Genomic DNA, 18,783 nt, shown 5'->3' on the forward strand with positions numbered 1-18,783 from the left:
CCTCTCGGCCGCCCGTGCGGCCGTGGGGGTGGCCGATCACGCCATTCACGGAGGTGACCTTGCGCAATCTCACGATCGGGGACCTGAAGCTCGCGCTGCGCGATCTCTTGACCGACAAGGCCGATGAGCTGCGCCTGTCGGCGACAGGCAAGCTGTATGAGCCGCGGCTCAGGGCGAAGCAGAAGGAGATCGACGCGATCCCCGACGCCGCGGGCACGCAGGCGCCGCTCGCCAGGGAGCTCGCCGAGGCGGACGCCCGGCACGACGGCCTCGGGGCGGCCGTCTTCTTCCTGTGCAAGGCCGTCGAGGCGCACCCCGCCTTGCCGGCGGCGCTCAAGGAAGCGGCGGCGACCGCGCAGCAGGCGTTCGTCCCGAAGCTCGACGTGCTCCGCGCTCCGTACGCGGACGAGGCGTCGGCGGCGCTCGACAACCGGCCCGAGCTGACCCGGCTCAAGGCGGAGCTGAAGGCCGCCGCGACCCCCGGCGGAGGGACCCTGCACGACTGGGTGAAGGCGTTCGTCGCCGCCGGCGACGACATCGATGGCCTGCTGCGCAGGCGCGCCACGCTCCTCGCGACGGGCGAGAACGCCGCGGCCACCGGCCCGCTCCGCGGCGCCGCCGTCGGGCTGCTCGGGCGGTTCCGGGAGGCGCTCCGGGACGAGATCCAGGAAGAGGGCAGCAAGCTGCCGGCCGACCACGAGGCGCGGCTGTTCGCCTACGTCGACAAGCTCAACGCCGATCGCGAGCGGGCCCTGCGCGGGCGCGCGGCGCCCGAGCAGGCCCCGCCCACGCCCCCCGGCCCGCCGACGGTGCCCAGCGAAGTGGCGCCGGCCGCGCCGGCGGTGAGCGCCGATCCCGAGCTGTAGCCGGACCGCTCGCGGCGACATGCCGGGGGCGTGAGCGGCGAGGCCCCCGCCCATGTCCGACATGCCCGGCGGCCTGCTCGGCGAGGCACCCGCCCATGTCCGACATGCCCGGTGGCCTCGCCTGGCAGGCACCCGCCCATGTCGCGACATCCCGGGAGCCGTGGCGGAGCAGGCGCCCGCCCATGTCCGACATGCCTGGGGGCCTCGCCGAGCAGGCACCCGCCCATGTCCGACATCCTCGGGCGCATCAACCAGCAGGCACTTCCCCATGTTCGACATACCGCCGGGAGGCCCAGCAGCGCCCGGGCCGCCTCGCTCACCCCCCGCCAACAGCCGCGCGCGCAGCGCGTTCACAGATGTGCTGACGCGCACCGCCACGCTCATCACCAATGCCCGCCACATCTTGGCCGTCCACACAGAGGCCCTTCTGGTCTCCTTCAAGGAGCGCTCGAACTTCGACGTCAGGTCGACATGTCGACGCGCTGTCCACCGGAAGCCGACTTTGCTTTGATGAAGGTCTTCATGTTCCGCCTCAGCACCGTGCGCGCCAAGCTCACCGTCCTCGTCGCGCTCTCTTCGCTCGCGACCCTCGCAGCCCTCCCCGTGTTGTCCTGGGTGATGCACCGGCAGCTCCTCGCGCAGATCAGCGAGCGCGTCCCGCAGGCGATCCGCAACTTCCGGCTGGAGCTCAGGCAGCAGCAGCGCGCCATCTCGGCGACCTCACGCCAGGCGTCTCGTGCGCGCGAGCTGGTCGAGGGGCTCCGGCTGCGGAACGAGTCGGCCGTGGGGACGGCGCTCGAGGCCGTCATCGCCGCTCACCCCAACGTCTCCATCGTCGCCTTCGATGAGCTCGGCAATCTGGTCGCGGCGAGGGGGCTCGATGCGCCGCCCCCGAGCACGGACGAGGTCCCCGGGCTCACCGAAGGCCTCTCGGGCCTCGCGGAGATGGACGACCTGCGGGACGTGCTCGTACACGGGTGCGATGGACAGCCAGGCTCGCCGCCTGCGTACATGATCGCCCAGCATGCGAGGAGCGACGCGGGATCGCTGCTCGCCTGCATCCCCATCGATCACACCTACTTCGACGAGGTGGCGACGAAGCTCGGCGTGGAAATCGCGCTCGTCGATCCGTCGGGCAAGAGGGTCACGGGCACGGCGCGCTTCCCGACCGAGCTGCTCCAAGGCGCCGTCATCGGCGACGAGACCCACCCCACGATCGTCGAGGACGCGAGCTCGCTGTGGGCCCTCTCCCGCTTCGCGCCCCGATCGCTCCGGGGCAAGGCCGGCGATTTTTCGATCGTCATGGCGCTCGACGTGACCGACGTCCGGAACATCGTGCGCCAGAACCTGATGCTCGCGGCCGGCGTGCTCACCCTCGCGGCGCTCTTCTCGCTCATCCTCGGCGCGCGCCTCGCAAGCACGATGTCGCGCGCGCTCTCCCGCGTGAACGTCGCCCTCAAGCACCTCGAGCAACAGCAGTACGTCCATGTGGAGGCGGTGAAGACCGGCGACGAGCTGGAGGATCTCGCGACCGGCTTCAACTCGATGGTGGACGGCCTCAAGGAGCGGGACAAGCTCCGCAGCACCTTCGGCAAGTACATGACCGAATCCGTGCTCGAGCACCTGCTCGCCGGCAAGGTGCAGCTCGGCGGCGAGACGCTCACCGTCTCGATCCTCTTCTGCGATATCCGGAGCTTCACGACCATCAGCGAGCGGATGAACGCCCATGAGCTCGTGGGGCTCCTCAACGAGTATTTCACCGAGATGGTGGCCATCATCCTCGACGAGGGCGGGGTCGTCGACAAGTACATCGGCGACGCGATCATGGCGGTGTTCGGCGCGCCCGTCCCCAGGCCGAACGACGCCGTGCGCGCCGTGCGCGCGGCCATCCGCATGCGCGCCGCGCTCGAGCGCTTCAACGAGCGACTGGCCAAACGGGGAATCCCGGCGCTGAAGACCGGTGTCGGGATCCACACCGGCGAGGTCGTCGCGGGCAACATCGGCAGTGAAGCGCGGATGGAATACACCGTCATCGGCGACGCAGTGAACCTCGCCTCGCGCCTGGAGAGCGCGACCAAGGAGCTCGGCGTGAGCGTGCTCCTCAGCGAGGACACGCACCTCCTCGTGAAGGACGTCTTCAACACACGTCCCATCAGCGAGATCACGGTCAAAGGCCGAGTGCAGCCGGTGATGACCTATGCGGTGGCGGAGCTCTGACGAGCGCCTGGGGCGATAGCGCATCAAGGCGCTCGGCGCGGCGGGGGTGCGCGTGACCGCGGGCTAGCACCAAACGCCGCCGATCCCTTCGGAGCGTTCAGCGACGACTTTCTCCTCAATGCATGTTGGGCGGAAAGGAAGAAGGAAAGATTCACAGGGAGGCGGGGAGGCGGGGAGGCGAGAATGGTCCCCACCTCTCGCCTCTCCACCTTGGTCTGTATATATATCTCTCCTCCCCGTCTCCCCGTCTCCCTGTGAACTCTCTCTTTCTCTGTCTCCCGCCCAACGAACCGCTGGTGCTGACCGCGCTTCGCGCGGTGCCTCGTCGACCATCCACGATGCACTCAGCCCGAGGCGGTCGCGTTCATCGAGCGCGAGTTCGGTCCGGCGGTGGCTCAGGCACATTCGGCCAGGCACGGCCCATCTCCCGACATGCCCGCCCGCTCCCGCGCAGCCGCGCTCGTCACCCCCCCGCGAGCAGCCGCGCGAGCTCCCCGCGCTGGCGCCGCGCCGAGCGCGCCAGCGAGAGCTGCCCCGCCGCCCGGTACAGGTTGTGCGCGACCCGCGTCGGGAAACGCGACGGGTCCCAGCCGAAGTACCGGTCCTCGAACGCATCCCGGCAGAACCTCGCCGCGAGCTCCAGCGCGATCCGCTCCGCCGCGTCGACGAGCGCCTCCTGCTCCTCCGCCCCGAGCGGCCTCGCCTCGCGGTAGCCCGCCACGGCGGCGGCGAAGACCTCGAGATCGAAGCGCGTCTCGGTCGAGTCCTCCCCGACCGGGTTGCACCACGACCGCCACGCGTCGCCGAGCTCCACGTCGATCGACTGCAGCGCCAGCGTGTCGAGATCGAGCAGGCAGATCCCCTCCCCCGCCTCGGAGAAGCGCAGGTTCGAGATCTTGAGGTCGCCGTGGCAGTGCCGGACCGGCAGGTCGAGCCGCCCCCGCCACGTGCGAAACGCGTCGAGGATGGCGTCCGCCAGCCGCCGCCCCTCACCCCCGGTGGCCGCGCCGTCCAGCCGCTCCATGTGGAGCGCCGTGTCGTGCGCGCCCACGCGGACGTGGCGGTACACGTGCTCGAGATCGTCCACCGCCCGGTGGAACCGGGCCGCGAGGGCCCCCGCGGCGCGCGCCAGCGCCGGAGAGCCGACCCGGTGGTGCGTGCGGCCAGGGACGAAGTCCATCACCCGCCATACCGCGCCCTCGGCATCGCGCGCGCACAGGGCGCCGTCACCGGTGCGCAGCAACCGCGGCGTCGCGAGGCCGCGGGCCGCCAGGTGAGCCGTCACCGCCTCGATGTCGTCGTGGACCTCCGGGGCGAAGATGGGGCTCACCCGCTGGACCACGTACCGCGGAGGATCGCCCGCCAGCCAGGTGCCGTTGATGAGGCCCTCGTCCTCGCAACGGCGCACGGAGAGGCCGCTCAGGGGCGCCCACACGTCCGGGATCATCGGGGCGGGAGGCTAGCTGCGCTCGGTCTCGGGGGGCAAGGGAGGCGGCGCCGGGACCGCCGGGACCGCCGCGGCCCGCCGGCGCAGCATCCACTGCGCCCCGAGCCACGTGACGACGCCGGCGCCGAGGCCGAGCCAGGCGGAAGCCGAGGGCACGCCGGCGCGCTCCACCAGGAACGCCCCGCCGAGCAACGTCCCGCACAGGCCCACCGTGAGGGCCAGGTTGTCGGCGGCCGAGAGCCGGCCGACGAAACGATCCGGCGAGAGCCGCTGGATCTCCGAGCTCGACAGCACCCAGTTCGCCCCGCTGCCCAGGCCCCACACGAGCACGACCGCGAGCAGCGCCGCAGGGTGGCGGGTCACCGCGAACACCGCGATCGCCCCGAACGTCACCCAGACGGCCCCGGTCGCCGCGCGCTCGCCCCGCAGGCCGCGGCGGACCAGCGCGACGCCGACGAGCGGGCCGACCCCGGTGCCCGCGCCGCGCACGCACTGGAGGACGCCCAGCGTGAGCGCGCCCGTGCCCGCGAAGGGGAGCTGCGTCGCGAGCAGGTTGAGCAAGAGGAGCGCCCCGCCGTTCGCCATGTGGACCGGCGTCTTCGCGAGCACCGCGGCGAGCAGCGGCGGCCGCTCCCACGCGTGCCGCCACGCGAGGACCATGTCGCGGCGCACCGACGCGAGCGCCGACAGCATGCCGCCCTCCGCCGGCCGCCCCTCCGCCACCATCGGAGGGAGCCCCCGGAGGAACAGCGCCGCCAGGCCGAACGACGCCGCGTCCAGGGCGAGCGCCGCCGCAGGGCCGAGCCCCGCGATCAGGCCGCCGAACGCCATCCCGACCGCGAACATGACGCTCCACGTCGCCGACGCGATCGCGTTCGCCTCGAGCAGCTCGTCCTCCTCGACCACATGGCGCAGCACCGCGCTCTGCGCCGGCAAGCGCAGCGCGCCCACCGACGCGCGCACGAAGACGAGGACCTGCACCCCGACCACGCTGCCCACGACCGCGGCCCCCAGCATCCCGACCGTGAGCGCGCCCTGCACCACGCTCGTCGCGACGAGCAGCCACCGCCGATCCAGCCGGTCCGCGAGCACCCCCGCCACCGGCGCGAACAGCGCGATCGGGAGGTGATGCCCCACCATCACCAGCGCGAGCGCCACGACCCCGCCCCCCTCGCCCCCCAGCGCGAGCAGGCTCACAGCGACGAAGCTCATCCAGTCGCCCAGCAGCGAGACGACCTCGCTCATCCAGACGCGACGGAACGCAGGACGGCGGCGGAGCAGGCGAGGACGGCGCTCCGGGCGCCTGCCGCTGTTCATCCAGGGCACACCGTGGTAATCGCGCTCTGTCTCATGCGGATCTGCGCCATCATTCCCGCCTACCAGGCCGAGCGCAACGTGGGGGACGTCACACGGGAGGCGCTCCGGGTCCACGGCCTGGCCGGCACCGTCATCGTGGTGGACGACGGATCGAGCGACAGGACGGCCGAGCGGGCGCGCGCGGCCGGCGCCACGGTGCTGAGCCACCCGGAAAACCAGGGCAAGGGCGCCGCCCTGCGCACCGGGATGGAGTTCGCCCTCGCCTCAGGCTTCGACGTCGCGGTCACGATCGACGCGGACGGACAGCACCCGCCGGAGGAGGCGCGGCGCCTCATCGAGGCCGACGCCGACCCCGAGGCGCTGGTGCTCGGCATCCGGGATCTCGCGGGCGCAGGCGCGCCGCGCGCGAACCAGATGTCGAACCGGATCTCGAACTTCTTCCTCTCCCTCTTCGCCGGCCGCCCCTTCGCGGACACCCAGTGCGGCCTGCGCCGCTACCCGCTCCGGACGACGCTGTCGCTCGGCGCCCGCGACGAGGGGTACGCCTTCGAGGCGGAGATCCTCCTGCGCGCGGTGGCCGCCGGCGTCCGCCTGGTCGAGGCGCCGATCCGGGTCATCTACCCGCCCGAGGGCGAGCGGCTCACCCACTTCGACAGCGTGCGCGATCCGGCGCGGATCATCCGCCGGGTGGTGGCGACGCTCGCGCTCACGCGCGGGCTCCGCCACGTGCCGGCCGCGCCGCTGCTGTCCCCCGACCCGGTCCGCCCGGCCGCGGCGAGCGCGCTCGCCACGGAGCTCGACCCCCACCCGCGGCAGCCGGCGACGGCGCCTCCCTGATTTGCGGCCGTCGCGCCTCGCACGCCACCGCCGCAAGCTCCTCGCGGCCGCCGCGCTCCTCGCCGCGCCGATCCTCGCGCACCTCGGCATCGCCGCCGCGACGCGGATCGAGCCGCCCCCGATCCGCGCGGCCGCCGGCGAGCCCGAGACAGGGCCGGGAGGGCTACGCGTGCTCGGCCCGGCCTACGCGCGCCGCCGCGGGCGGATCCTCGAGGCGCGCCTCTCCGGGTCGCCGGAGGAGATCGGGCACCAGCACGGGCGGCTCTTCTACCCGGAGATGGTCCAGAACGAGGGGACCCTCTACGAGCAGTTCCACCGCTACGTGCCCGTCGCCCCGCTCCGGTGGCTCATCATGGACCTGTCGCGCCTCGAGTTCCGCGGCGTCGACGAGGGCATGACAGACGGCGTCCGGCGCGAGATCGCCGCGCAGGCCCGCGCCTTCTCGCCCGACCCGTTCGACGGCGTCCTCCCCACGTACCACCGCTTCGTCTTCCTCCAGTCGCTCTACGACATCGCGCTCTCGTTCGAGCACTCGCCGCTCATCGGCTGCACGAGCTTCGCGCTCACCGGGACGGCGTCGGCGGGCGGGCACGCGGTGCTCGCCCGCAACTTCGACTTCGAGGCCGGGCCCGTCTTCGACGAGGGCAAGGCGGTGTTCCTCGTCCACGAGCAGGGGAAGATCCCGTACGCCTCGGTGTCCTGGCCCGGCCTGATCGGCGCGGTGACGGGGATGAACGCCGCGGGCCTCGCGCTCGTCGTCCACGGCGGGCGGGCCGGCGAGCCGCGGGCGGCAGGCGAGCCGGTCGTTCACACGATGCGCGAGGTGCTCGGCCGCGCGCGGAGCGTCGACGAGGCGCTCGCGATCCTCGAGGCGCGCGCGCCGATGGTCTCCCACCTCGTGATGCTGGTCGACGCGGGCGGCGAGGCGGCGATCGCCGAGCGGGCGCCCGGCGCGCCGCTGCACGCGCGCCGGGGCCGCGGCAAGGTCCCGCTCACCAACCACTTCGAGGGGCCGCTCGCGGGCGATCCGCGCAACCTCCGCGTCCAGGCCGAGACCTCGACCCGCCCGCGGCGCGACCGCCTCGACGAGCGGCTCGCGGCGCTGCCCGAGGGCGCGACGATCGAGGCGGCGATCGACGTCCTGCGCGACCGGCGCGGGCGCGGCGGCGCGCCCCTGCCGCTCGGCGACCGGCGCGCGATCGACGCGCTCATCGCCACCCACGCCGTCGTCATGGACGCCACGGCGCGCGTCCTCTGGGTCAGCGAAGGCCCCCACCTCGCGGGCCGCTTCCTGCGCTTCGACCTCACCCGACTGCTCAACCCCACGTTCGACCCGGCGCTCGACACGGCCGAGCCCGACGCCATGCCCGAGGATCCGCTGCTCACGAGCGGCGACTACGCCGCCTGGGAGCGCGCCGGCTCACCCCACGAAGGCGGGGAGCGCGGCAACGACAATCCTTAAATAAGCAACGACAATCCTTAAATAAACAGACGCAACTAAATAACCGCTCCGTCCCTCGTGCAAGCGCGGCGGCGCCGTCTCCATGCCGTGACGCGGACGTGGCGAGCGTGGCGAGCGAGCGCGACAGCCCCGCGCCCGGGATGCGCCTCATCCCACGGCGAGCACGAAAGCGCCGCGCCGCCACGCCTACGAAGGCCCTCCCCGCAGCGCAGCAGCGACATACCCGGCGCGAAATCGCAAGTTTTCGGCGCGGTTTCGGGGTGCCCTCTCTCCCACGCCCATACACCGGAGGTGGGACACCTCTCGTCCGGCGTGGCCTTACCGCAAGATTGCCTAGCGCGACCTTCCGTCCGACAATGCGATTCGGGGCGCCAAGGTCGCGGCATCGGAGCGGCGACCGGGTCGACCAGACCATGACGGACATCAACCTGATCAACACGACCCTCGATCAACGGTACCTCATCCTCGGACTGCTCGGGGAAGGCGGGATGGGGGCGGTCTACGAGGCACGGCACCTGGGCACCGGCCGCCGCGTCGCCGTCAAGGTGATCACGAGCAAGCTCGCGCAGGACGAGGCGGTGATGGCCCGCTTCGAGCGCGAGGCCAGGGCGGCCGGCGCGATCGACAGCGAGCACATCGCGAGCGTGCTCGACAGCGGCAGGGACCGCGCGACCGGCCTGCCCTTCCTCGTGATGGAGCTGCTCAACGGCGAGGACGTCGACCAGATGCTCCGGCGGCTCGGCCCCCTGCCGCCCGAGCTTGCGCTCTGCATCGTGGCCCAGGCGTGCATGGGCCTCATCAAGGCGCACGACGCGCGCGTCCTCCACCGCGACATCAAGCCCGCCAACCTGTTCCTGGCGCGGCGCGACGGGGGCGAGTACGCGGTCAAGCTGCTCGACTTCGGCGTCGCCAAGATCCAGGCCGACGACTCGTTCGAGCACCACCAGGAGCTCACGGCCACGAGCAACCTGATCGGCTCGCCCATCTACATGTCGCCCGAGCAGGCGCGCAACATGCGGGACGTCGACGGCCGGACCGACGTCTGGTCGCTCGGCATCGTCCTCTTCAAGATGCTCGCCGGGCGCACCCCCTACAGGAACTCGCGGGGGCTCGGCGAGCTCATCGTCGCGATCTGCTCGACCCCGGCGCCGCCCATCCAGTCGCTGGCGCCCTGGGTGCCCTACGAGGTCTCCGAGATCGTCCAGCGCGCGCTCCAGATCGACCGGAACCTGCGCTTCCAGAGCGCGGCGGAGATGCTCGACGAGTGCCGGATGCTCCTGCCGCACGGCATCTCGATCCACGAGAGCATGCTGCGGCCCCTCCCCGACTCGGTGCAGGCCGACATCCCGCCGCCCTCGCAGGGGCCGCCGAACCCCGACGCCCCGACGCGGCGCCCGCCCACGCCCGTGGGGACGCCCCGCAGCCGCACGCCGACGCCCGGGAGCACGTCCCGCAGCTGGCCGGACCCCGGCGACTTCTCGACGCGGCGCCCGCCCACGCCCGTGGGGACGCCCCGCAGCTGGCCCGAGCACGTCACGCACAGCGGGCAGCTCGGCCAGAGCGGCCATCACCACGCGACCCAGAGCGGTCACCACCACGCGACCCAGAGCGGCCACCACGCGACCCCGCACGGCCTCCTCATCCGCGGGCTCCCGGACGGGCCGCCGCCATCGAGGACGGTCTCAGGCACCTCCGTGCCCTTCCACAAGACGATCATCGTGGCGGGTGACCAGCCCACCGCCCACGTGCGCCCCCGCAGCAAGGCGGCCCCGCTCGTGGTGGCGGCGGCGCTGGTCGCGGCGACGGGCGCCGGCGTCGGCGCCTGGCTGGTGCAGAAGACGACGGCGTCCGCGTCCGCCCCGGCGACCGGCGGGACGCAGCCCGCGCCGGCGGCCGCCGCGGCGCCGGGCGCGGCCACCGCGGCGCCGGGCGCGGCCGCCGCGGCGCCGGCCGAGCCGGCCGTGCAGATCGATCCGGAGCGGCTCGGGAGCTTCAACCCGCTGCCGGCGGTCATCACGTCCTCGAGCAACCCGCTCACGGACGAGAAGATCAACCTCGGCCGGATGCTCTACTACGAGACGCGGATCTCGAAGAACCACGACCTCTCGTGCAACTCGTGCCACCCGCTCGACCGCTACGGCGCGGACGGCGCCAAGGTGTCGATCGGGCACGCGCACCAGAGCGGCCGCCGCAACACGCCGAGCGTGTACAACTCCGCGGGGTTCTTCTCGCTCATGTGGGACGGGCGCTTCGACAACGTCGAGGCCCAGGCCAACGGGCCGATGATGAACCCGAGCGAGATGGCGATGACGCCGGTGCGGCTGGAGGCGACGCTGCGCTCCATCCCCGAGTACGTGAAGGCGTTCGGCAGGGCGTTCCCGAACGATCCGTGGCCCGTCAACGCCAACAACACCGCGAAGGCGCTCGGCGCGTTCGAGCGCAAGCTGATCACGCGCGGGCGGTGGGACCTGTTCCTGGAGGGGGAGCCCGAGGCGCTGACCAACGCGGAGAAGGAAGGGTTCAACACGTTCGTCGAGGTCGGCTGCGTGACGTGCCACTTCGGCCCGCACGTCGGGGCGACGATGTTCCAGAAGCTCGGCCTCGTGCGGTCGTGGCCCGACACGATGGACCGCGGCGTCTTCGAGATCACGAAGAAGCAGGCCGATTTCATGGTCTTCCGGGTGCCGACGCTCCGCAACGTGGCCATGACGGCGCCGTACTTCCACGACGGGTCCGTCTCGTCGCTGCAGGAGGCGGTGCGGCTCATGGGCAAGCACCAGCTCGGCAAGGACCTGTCCCATGCCCAGGTCGATCAGATCGTGGTGTGGCTCAAGTCCCTGACGGGCGAGCTCCCGAAGGAGTACATCGCGAAGCCGGACCTGCCGGAGAGCGGGCCCAACACGCCGAAGCCCATTGCGGATTGAGCGCGGCCCGCTCGTCTGACATGACCATGTCAGAGGACGAGGCGAGGATGCAGCGACGATCTTTCCTGATGGGGCTCGCGGCGTGCGGCGGGGCGCTGTCGATCGGCAGCCACGCGCGCCGCGCGCGCGCGGACGAGGTGGGCGACGCGCTCGCCGAGATCACGCGGGCGCGCGCGTCGGTGAAGACGCTGGTCGCGCCGTTCACGCAGGAGCGGAGCATCGGCCTGCTGGCGACGGCGGTGAAGAGCGACGGCGAGATGACGCTGGTGCTGCCCGACCGCCTCCGGTGGGAGCTGAAGCCGCCGGACGCGATCACCTACTGGATCACGCCCGAGGGGTTCGGCTTCGCGACGCCGAAGGGCGCGGCGGGCGCGGGGCGCGGCGCGGCGGGGCGCTTCGGGGCGGTGCTTTCGGACCTCCTGGTGCTGCTCGGCGGCGACCTCGGGAAGCTGCGGGCGCGCTACGATCTGTCGATCCCGAGCCGCGCGGACGGGATCACCCTGGCGGCGCGGCCGCGGGCCGAGGAGGTCGCGAAGCACGTGCGCAGCCTCGAGATGACCTCGGGGCCGGAGCTGTGGTCGGTGCGGCGCGTGGTCATCGAGGAGCGGAACGGAGACCGGAGCGTCATCGCGTTCGGCAAGGTGGCGCGGGACGTGAGCGTGGATCCGGCGCGGATGAAGGCGCCGAAGCAGGGCTGAGCGGGCGCCGAGCTCGTGCCCGGCGGTGCGCGGGGCAGCGCCGAGCCGCCCGGCCCCCCGGGACACGGAAGCAGAGAGGAGCGCGGGCGTCGCGGGGCTAGGCGAAGATCAGCACTCGCACTCGTCCTCCCCTTCATAGGACTTGGCGACGAAGCTCATGTCGTACGGGTAGTTCGCCTCGGGCGGCCCATAGATGCGGAGCAGCAGATCGTTCGCCGAACCCGCGCCCCCTCCATCGAGCCATACCCGTCCATGATCGCTCTCCTCGGCCCCGAGGAGCTCCATCGTGGCAGCGCTGTAGACCTCCACGATCAACGTGTTCTCTGGACCGGAGGGCGGAGTATACTGCTCACAACCCGCGCCGCACAGCTCTGCCCCGGAGGCCAGGACGCGAAGGCTCCAGTTGACCTCCTCGATCCCGAGAGAGGTGGTGTCGAGCAGGTACCAGTCTTCGTCGCCTTGGCAGAGGACGAAATCGATCTTCGAGAACCACGCGCTGGGACCAAGGCTGTCGTCGGTATGGTCATAGGCGAGCGGAGCCGCAGAGGCGGACGCGTCGTTCGCCTCGTAGGCGTCGTCTGCACAAACAGACGCTCCGCCGCCCCCGGTCGCGGCCCCGCCTACACCAGCCCCACCAACGCCGCTGCCGCCGCTGCCGCCGCTGCCGCCGCTGCCGCTGGTGGCGCCGCTACCGCCGCTGCCGCCGCTGCCGCTGATGGCGCTGCCGCTGATGCCGGTACTGCCGCTGGCATCGCTGCCGCCGCCTCCTTCGGCGCCTGAGCCCACGCCATTATCCAGCCAGTGCGAGCAAGATGTCGTTCCAAACAAAGACGCGTAGAGCGCTGCGAACCCCATGAGACGAACCGAGCTACGAATGAGCGACATAAATAACTCCACTGGGCACAAATGAACAACGACCTCCAGGGCGAAACTTCGTCCTCGAGGCGCGAACATCGAGCGTTCGCACAAAGCAGGCTCAGAAGCGAATCATCAGCTCACATCATTTTTTCATATTTCCTGACTCCCTCCTTTCTTATGGCGCCATCCCCGCCACGGCGTATCCTTGTCGGCGATGGATCCAATCGTCGCTCATCGCTCTCGTGGTCGCCGCCGCCCTCATCGCCCTCCTTCGATGAACTCACGCGCCGAGCGCGGCGCTCGCTTCCGGAGCATCGCGTGGGGCGCCGCGCTCGCCGCCGTCCTGGGGTGCCGTTCGTCGCCGGCTCCGCCGGCCCGCCAGGAGGTCATCGACATCCATGTGCACCTGACCGAGGCCAGCGCGGTGGCACCATTGCTCGCGCACATGGCCAAGCATCACGTCGATCGCGCCGTCATCCTGGCGAGCCCGGACCTGACCAGCGGCCGCGGCGGCGCTGGCCTCTCCGGCTACCGCGCAGGCAACGACATCGTCCTCGACGCCGCAGCGGCTCACCGTGGAAAGCTCATTCCCTTCGTCACCCTGGATCTGGGTCACAACGACCTCGCGTACCTCGCCGAGCTGCGCCGCCGAGGCGCCTGCGGCGTGAAGCTTTATCAGGGGCACAACCTCTTCCACGAGCGTCCCCTCGACGACCCCTCGCACCAGGCGATGTGGCAGGCGCTCGCGGATCAGGCGCTTCCGGTTCTCCTTCATGCCAACACCGTCCGTTACAGGAGCGAGCTCGAGGCGGTCCTGCGCGCCTTCCCCGACCTGCAGCTCGTGTGCGCGCACCTCTGCGGCAGCCGCACCGACCTCGCGCGCATGGAGTCCCTGATGGAGGCGTTTCCGCGCCTCCTCGTCGATACGAGCCATGGCTCCGCCGGCCCGGCGACAGAGGGGTTCGCGAGCCTCGAGCGGGAGCGCGCCCAGCTCCTCAGGCTGTTCTCTCGCTGGCCCGAGCGCTTCCTGTTCGGGACCGATCTCGTGACCAGCGGGCTGGACCCCATGTCCATGGAGCTGTGGGACCTGCAGGTGGAGTCGAACATGGGTCTCTTGAAAGAGGACAAGTTTCGCTTCTTTCGTCAAACCGCCGACCAGCCGGCCCGCACCATCGGCACCTATCAGGGCCTTCACCTGCCCCCCGAGCTCCTGGGCCCCGCCCTCGGACAGAACGCCGCGCGATGGCTCGGCGCCTGCCTGCGCTGAGGGCCACCTCGCGGACCGCCGTCCGCGGACTCAGGGGCCGAACTTCGCGAGGAAAATGGCCCGGGTAGATGCCGGAGCCGCCAGCGGCCCCGTGCCAAAGTCGATGGTGCCGAGGAACGGGCCGGCGGCGTACACGTGGCCGGTCGCGTCCATGGCCGTGGAATAGCCGTACTGTTGCCCCCTGCCGCCGGTGTGCTTCACCCAGCGGACCGTGCCCGCCGCATCGAGCTTCGCGACGAAGGCATCGCCATAAGTGCAGTCCATCAGGCCCGTGCCGAAGTCGACGTCGCCGTACATCAAGCCGGTGATCGCGAGTTCGCCGTCCACGGTCGCCGCGACGTCCAGCGCCGTCTGCGGCCCATACTGCCCGAGACGCCTGGCCCAGAGGAGCTCGCCTGCCGGGTTCAGCTTGGTCACGAAGGCGTTGCCGCCCCACGTGACCGAGCCGGGCTCGAGAGGACCGTACCCTCCTGCGCTCACCAGCGGACCTGCGCCGAAATCCACGCTCCCGAGGAACGTCCCGCTGATGACGACGTTTCCAGCGCCGTCGACCGCGACGCCGTACGCCCTCTGGAGCGCCTCGTCGCCGAACCGCTTGCTCCAGACGTGCTCACCGGCAGCATCGAGCTTCGCCACGAAGATATCCTCGCTGCCCGCGGTGGTCAGCGGCCCGCCGCCGAGGTCGATCGCCTCGGCGAAATAGTCGCCGAAGCTGCCGGCGAGGACGACGCTGCCCGACGCGTCGAGAGCGACGTTGTGGATCTCCGTGTAGCCGAGCTGCTTATTCCAGAGGCAATTCCCCGTAGGGTCGAATTTCGCGATGAACGAGTCCATGTCACCGACGCTGGTCAGCGAGGCGCCGCAGACGCTGATCTGACCCATGAACGTCCCTGCCACGACGACGTTCCCGGCTGCATCCATGGCGAGGCTGTCCGCCCATTGATCGCCGTCGACGCCGACTCGAGCCGACCAGACGTGTTCTCCGTCTGCCGTGAAGACAGCCACGAAGGCGTCGCCACCCGACTCCTGCCCCACGAGCAAACCACCGCCGAAGTCGACGCCGGTCCCGTAGACCACCCCCGTCGTGGCAATGAGCCCCGCCTGGTTGACCGCGACGTCATGCGGGTAGACGGAACCGGAGAATTCCTTGTGCCAGAGGTTCTCGCCTTCGTCGTCGAATTTCGCGAGGGCGAAGGCCAGGGCGCCCCCGGTCGAAAGCGGACCGGCGCCGAAGTCGACGCCATCGGCGACCGCCGTCGCGACGACGAGGTTACTGGCTTCGTCCACGGCGATACGGCTGCCCACCCAGACTTGGGGTTGGCGTGGGTTCGCGGCGAAGTGCCGGCTCCACAGAGAATCGCCGCTGCCGACGGCGCCGCCGGCGCCTGCGCCGCCGGCGCCTGCGCCGCCGCTGCCGACGGCGGCGCCGCTACCGCCTGCGCCGCCGCTGCCGCCTGCGCCGCCGCTGCCGCCTGCGCCGCCGCTGCCGCCTGCGCCGCCGCTGCCGCTGCCGCCTGCGCCGCCGCTGCCGCCGGCCCCACCCGCTCCCGTCGCGCCACCTCCGGCGCCATCATCGCGTATGGGATCGAGCGGGATCCTGTCGCATGCGGCGACAAGCGTCATGAGCACGGTGCATCCAGGTACGAGGAGCTGTTTCAAGGAGGCCTCTCCGATCTCGATTGAAGAAGTACGCGTGGCTTGCTCCTATGAATGGCCGCCTGTCGTGGCGGCGGCTCACCGCTGGACGACGACACCGAGCGAGAACGACGCGAGCGGGCTGAATGTCGAGATCACCCGTCCTGCGAACCGGATGTCGACAGGCGGGATCGCCGCGCCGCCGAGCGCGCCCGCCGTGAGAACCACGGAGTCGACGAGCCGGAAACGCGCCTCGCCTCGCCCGTACACGAAGGCGGTGAAGGTGGACTCGTCGCTGTCGATATAGGGCGGTCTCGCATCGCCGGACGCGCTCACGTAACCGAGACCCACGCCGGGGGAGAGGACGAGTCCGAACCGACGGCTCCTCTCGATGGGCGCGAGGGCGAGCTCGGCGCCGAAGAGCGAGCGGCGAAAGCGAACCTTGCCTTCCGACGCCTCGATCTCCGGACCGATGACCGACAGGTCCGCCAGGAGCCCGGCGCCGATCCGGGCCGAGGGCCAGATCCGGAGCGAGGCATCGAGCGCCAGCGAGGCGCCAGGCGCCTGCCATCCCACGGCGATCGCGACGCCGACCTCGACGAGCGGGGCCCTGGGCGCCGCGGGCACCGCGAACGGCGGCGAGGGCGGCGCCCAGGCGCGGAGCGGCGGGCTCCGCCACGCCTCACCGGACAACGCGGCTGGAGGCGCGGCGGGAGAGGGCTGGACCGGGGCCGGCGCGACGGCCACAGGCTCTGGTGCGACGGCTCCGACGGGGGCCCCGGCCGTCGACGCCGTCGACCGGAGCGCCCGCACCAGCTCCGCCGCGCGGAGCACCCGGGTGTCGAGCGGGCCGTCGGGCGCCACGCTCGCGACCAGGTCCGCGCGCCCGCTCGAGTCCGACCAGATCTCGATGGCCCCCTCCTCGCCTTCGGGGATGACGATGAGCAGCCCGCCGGAACCAGCCGCCACGGGGCCCGCCTGGACGTGTACCTGCAGGCCCGCCGCTTCGAGCTCCTGCGAGAGCCGGTACGCCAGCGCCCCGCGCGCGCCGGCGACGACCGTGATCGGCGGCGCCTCCTCGGCGGAGCACGGCGCTGCGAAGGCCGCGAACGCCAGCAAAGCGACGAGCGCGCAGCCGATCGAGCTCGCCACGGCGCGCGCCCCCGGCGAGCGCAGGCGGCGCCGGCGCGGCGGCCGCGACCTCCGCGGGAGGAGGCTCGATCCAGCGCGCAGGCTGCCGAACGGAACCCTCAATCGGCCCCATGGGCGAGCGTCGCCGCGAGCCCGGCGTGGGCGCCGTTCGGGTACGCCGCGAGGTAGCGCGCGGCGAGCTCGCGGGCGCGCGCGCGGAGCTGGAGGTTCCTCGCGCACTCTATCGAGCGGCCGAGCGCCTCCGGCGCGAGCGCGCCCCGCGGCCTCTCGGCGAGGTACACGGCGAACCAGCGCTCGGCCTCCGCCCAGGCGCCGCGCCCGTCGAACGCCATGCGACCGAGGTGGTACGCGGCCGCGGCCGCGGCGTCGCTCCCGGCAAACCGCTGCCGCGCCGCCTCGTAGAACCTGGCCGCGACGTCCGGCTTGCGCGAGAGACGCGCCGCGGAGCCGAGATCGACGAGCTCCGCGCCGCCGGCGCGCTCGAGCACCGTGTCGATGCCCAGGAGCTCCACGTCCGCGAGCGCCTCGCCGAGCTTGCCCGCGGCGAGGTGCGCGCGCCAGCGCTCGGCGGGAGCCTCGGCCAGGGGCTCGCCCGCGCGGGGCTGCGGCGAGCCAAGGGAAGGTGGCGCGGGGGCGGGCGCGGGCGCAGGCGCGGAGGCGGGCGCGGGAGCGGATGCGGCGGCGCTCGCGCCCGGGAGGAGCGCGGGAGGCTGCGCGGAGGGGATGGCCTCCGGATCAGGCGCTGGCGACGACGCCCGCGGCGTGACGGGTCGAGGAGCCGCGCACGCCAGCCGCGTCGCTTCGGGGGCGGCGAGGGCGCGCCCCGAGGGGTCGACGCATGGGCCCAGGATGCGCACGCGGCCGGTGATCATCGAGACCGTGAGCTCCTCGGCTTCCGTGTTCCACGTGATGTCGAACTCGGTGCCGATCACGTGGACCTCGAAAGGGCCCCCGGCCACCACCCACCGGGTGTCGTCCCGATGCACGACACGCACGCGCAGCGAGCCGCGCTCGAGGAGGACGCTCGCGCCCCGGGGGCCGACCTCGGTCACGCGAGCGCGCGTCCCGGGCGCGAGGTCCACGCGCGACCCGTCCGAGAAGTCGAGCCCGACCTGCGACGCGTCCGCCGCCACCCACCGGCCGACGGCCCCCGGCGCCCCCGCGACCCGGTAGGTCAACGGATCGCCCGGCCGGAACAGCACGAACCAGAGGACCGAAGCGGCGAAGCACGCCGCAGCGAGCGCGACGCCGAGCCGCCGTGAGCGGGGAGCCGCCCTGGCGCTCAGCGAGAGCGCGGCCTCCTTGCGGTAAATCGCCTCGAGTCGATCTGTGGTCGACGGCCGCACCAGCCGCTCGAGCGCGGCATCCTGGTGCGCGGCGACCCGGCGCCCCACGGCCGCGACGTCTTTGGTCCTCAGGTCCATCGGTCGCCCTCCGCGAGCCAGGAAGAAAGAACTTCATCCTTCTTGCAGCGCTCGACGAACGCGAGCTCCGCGCGCTGGATCCGGCGCTTGACGGTGGCGAGCGACACCTTGCACGCAGCGGCCACCTCCGCGAGCTCCTGGCCCTCGACGATGCGCAGCGTGAAGGCCAGCCGATCGTCGGCGTCGAGCGTCTCCAGGGCGCGGTAGAAGGCACGCACGCCCTGCCGGGCCTCCGGATCGGCGCTGGCCGCGACCTCCGGCAGCTCGTCGCTCGCGAAGAACGCGAGCCAGCGGTGCCTGCGCCTCTTGCGGAGCGCCTCGCGCGCGACGAACACGGTGACGCTGGTGATGAAGGGCTTCAGCGCCTCGGGCTCGCGCACGTCGTCGATGCGGGAGAACACCCGGGCGAACACGTCTTGGACCAGATCCTCCAGGCTCCGGACGTCGCCCAGGATGCGAAACAGCATCCGCTCGACGAGGCCCGCGTAGGTGTCGAGCAGGCGGCGCTCCGCCGCGGGGTTCCGAGCGTGCAGGCCGCGCAGGATGTCGGGTGAGGTGAGCTGCGCGCCGGCAGGGCGGTCCGGCGGGCGGGGCTTTCCAACGACGCGGAGGTGCACGGACATTGGGCAGCCTCTAAGATGGCCGGCCCCCGCCGCAACGGCTCAGGGCGGGCGTGCGG

At 72.2% G+C, this 18,783-nt stretch carries 14 protein-coding genes; 7 read left to right on the top strand and 7 right to left on the bottom strand.

All coding sequences use genetic code 11. The features are described 5' to 3' along the window. Positions 1-53 precede the first annotated feature (53 nt). Together WMF12_RS36300 and WMF12_RS36305 are read left to right on the top strand one after the other, a co-directional pair. Positions 54-866 (top strand): hypothetical protein, encoded by an 813-nt coding sequence (locus WMF12_RS36300; protein ID WP_437852581.1) that lies wholly within the window; start codon positions 54-56, stop codon positions 864-866. A gap of 510 nt (positions 867-1,376) precedes the next feature. Continuing rightward, positions 1,377-3,083, top strand: coding sequence for an adenylate/guanylate cyclase domain-containing protein (locus tag WMF12_RS36305; protein WP_437852582.1), 1,707 nt, complete (start codon positions 1,377-1,379; stop codon positions 3,081-3,083). Between the two features lie 463 nt (positions 3,084-3,546). Here the strand turns inward: WMF12_RS36305 and WMF12_RS36310 are convergent, their stop codons facing one another. Beyond that, entirely contained in the window at positions 3,547-4,530 is a 984-nt protein-coding gene (locus WMF12_RS36310) for a phosphotransferase enzyme family protein (protein WP_437852584.1), read from the bottom strand. 12 nt (positions 4,531-4,542) lie between these two features. Next, the gene (locus WMF12_RS36315) at positions 4,543-5,847 is read right to left on the bottom strand and encodes an MFS transporter (protein WP_437852586.1); all 1,305 of its coding nucleotides are present in this window, start codon (positions 5,845-5,847) and stop codon (positions 4,543-4,545) included. Between the two features lie 33 nt (positions 5,848-5,880). Here WMF12_RS36315 and WMF12_RS36320 point away from each other — a divergent pair, with 33 nt between their 5' ends. From WMF12_RS36320 to WMF12_RS36335, 4 genes are all read left to right on the top strand, one after another. Next, complete coding sequence (locus tag WMF12_RS36320; RefSeq protein WP_437852588.1) at positions 5,881-6,684, top strand: glycosyltransferase family 2 protein; 804 nt, start codon at positions 5,881-5,883, stop codon at positions 6,682-6,684. A gap of 1 nt (position 6,685) precedes the next feature. Then, the gene (locus WMF12_RS36325; RefSeq protein WP_437852590.1) at positions 6,686-8,146 is read left to right on the top strand and encodes a C45 family autoproteolytic acyltransferase/hydolase; all 1,461 of its coding nucleotides are present in this window, start codon (positions 6,686-6,688) and stop codon (positions 8,144-8,146) included. 413 nt (positions 8,147-8,559) lie between these two features. Next, positions 8,560-11,070, top strand: a complete 2,511-nt coding sequence (locus WMF12_RS36330; RefSeq protein ID WP_437852592.1) for a cytochrome c peroxidase — start codon at positions 8,560-8,562, stop codon at positions 11,068-11,070. A gap of 47 nt (positions 11,071-11,117) precedes the next feature. Further along, positions 11,118-11,768: a LolA family protein gene (locus WMF12_RS36335; RefSeq protein WP_012239600.1), complete on the top strand. Its 651-nt coding sequence runs from the start codon at positions 11,118-11,120 to the stop codon at positions 11,766-11,768. Positions 11,769-11,876: 108 nt separating this feature from the next. On the opposite strand, the gene WMF12_RS36340 is transcribed toward WMF12_RS36335, so the two are convergent. After that, the gene (locus tag WMF12_RS36340) at positions 11,877-12,554 is read right to left on the bottom strand and encodes a hypothetical protein (protein WP_437852594.1); all 678 of its coding nucleotides are present in this window, start codon (positions 12,552-12,554) and stop codon (positions 11,877-11,879) included. Positions 12,555-12,900: 346 nt separating this feature from the next. On the opposite strand from WMF12_RS36340, the gene WMF12_RS36345 reads away from it, so the two are divergent. Further along, on the top strand, positions 12,901-13,893 hold the full coding sequence (locus WMF12_RS36345) for an amidohydrolase family protein (RefSeq protein WP_437852596.1): 993 nt from the start codon (positions 12,901-12,903) through the stop codon (positions 13,891-13,893). Between the two features lie 30 nt (positions 13,894-13,923). On the opposite strand, the gene WMF12_RS36350 is transcribed toward WMF12_RS36345, so the two are convergent. From WMF12_RS36350 to WMF12_RS36365, 4 genes are all read right to left on the bottom strand, one after another. Beyond that, positions 13,924-15,552 (bottom strand): hypothetical protein, encoded by a 1,629-nt coding sequence (locus WMF12_RS36350; RefSeq protein ID WP_437852598.1) that lies wholly within the window; start codon positions 15,550-15,552, stop codon positions 13,924-13,926. Positions 15,553-15,627: 75 nt separating this feature from the next. Continuing rightward, positions 15,628-16,680, bottom strand: a complete 1,053-nt coding sequence (locus tag WMF12_RS36355; RefSeq protein ID WP_437852600.1) for a hypothetical protein — start codon at positions 16,678-16,680, stop codon at positions 15,628-15,630. A 98-nt stretch (positions 16,681-16,778) separates the two neighbouring features. Next, complete coding sequence (locus WMF12_RS36360; RefSeq protein WP_437852602.1) at positions 16,779-18,104, bottom strand: FecR domain-containing protein; 1,326 nt, start codon at positions 18,102-18,104, stop codon at positions 16,779-16,781. After that, positions 18,095-18,727: an RNA polymerase sigma factor gene (locus WMF12_RS36365; protein ID WP_437544827.1), complete on the bottom strand. Its 633-nt coding sequence runs from the start codon at positions 18,725-18,727 to the stop codon at positions 18,095-18,097. Before WMF12_RS36365 ends, WMF12_RS36360 begins: the two co-directional genes overlap by 10 nt. Between the last annotated feature and the right edge of the window lie 56 nt (positions 18,728-18,783).

The sequence above is a fragment of the Sorangium sp. So ce363 genome, from assembly GCF_051520435.1.
GTDB classification, from domain to species: domain Bacteria; phylum Myxococcota_A; class Polyangia; order Polyangiales; family Polyangiaceae; genus Sorangium; species Sorangium cellulosum_B.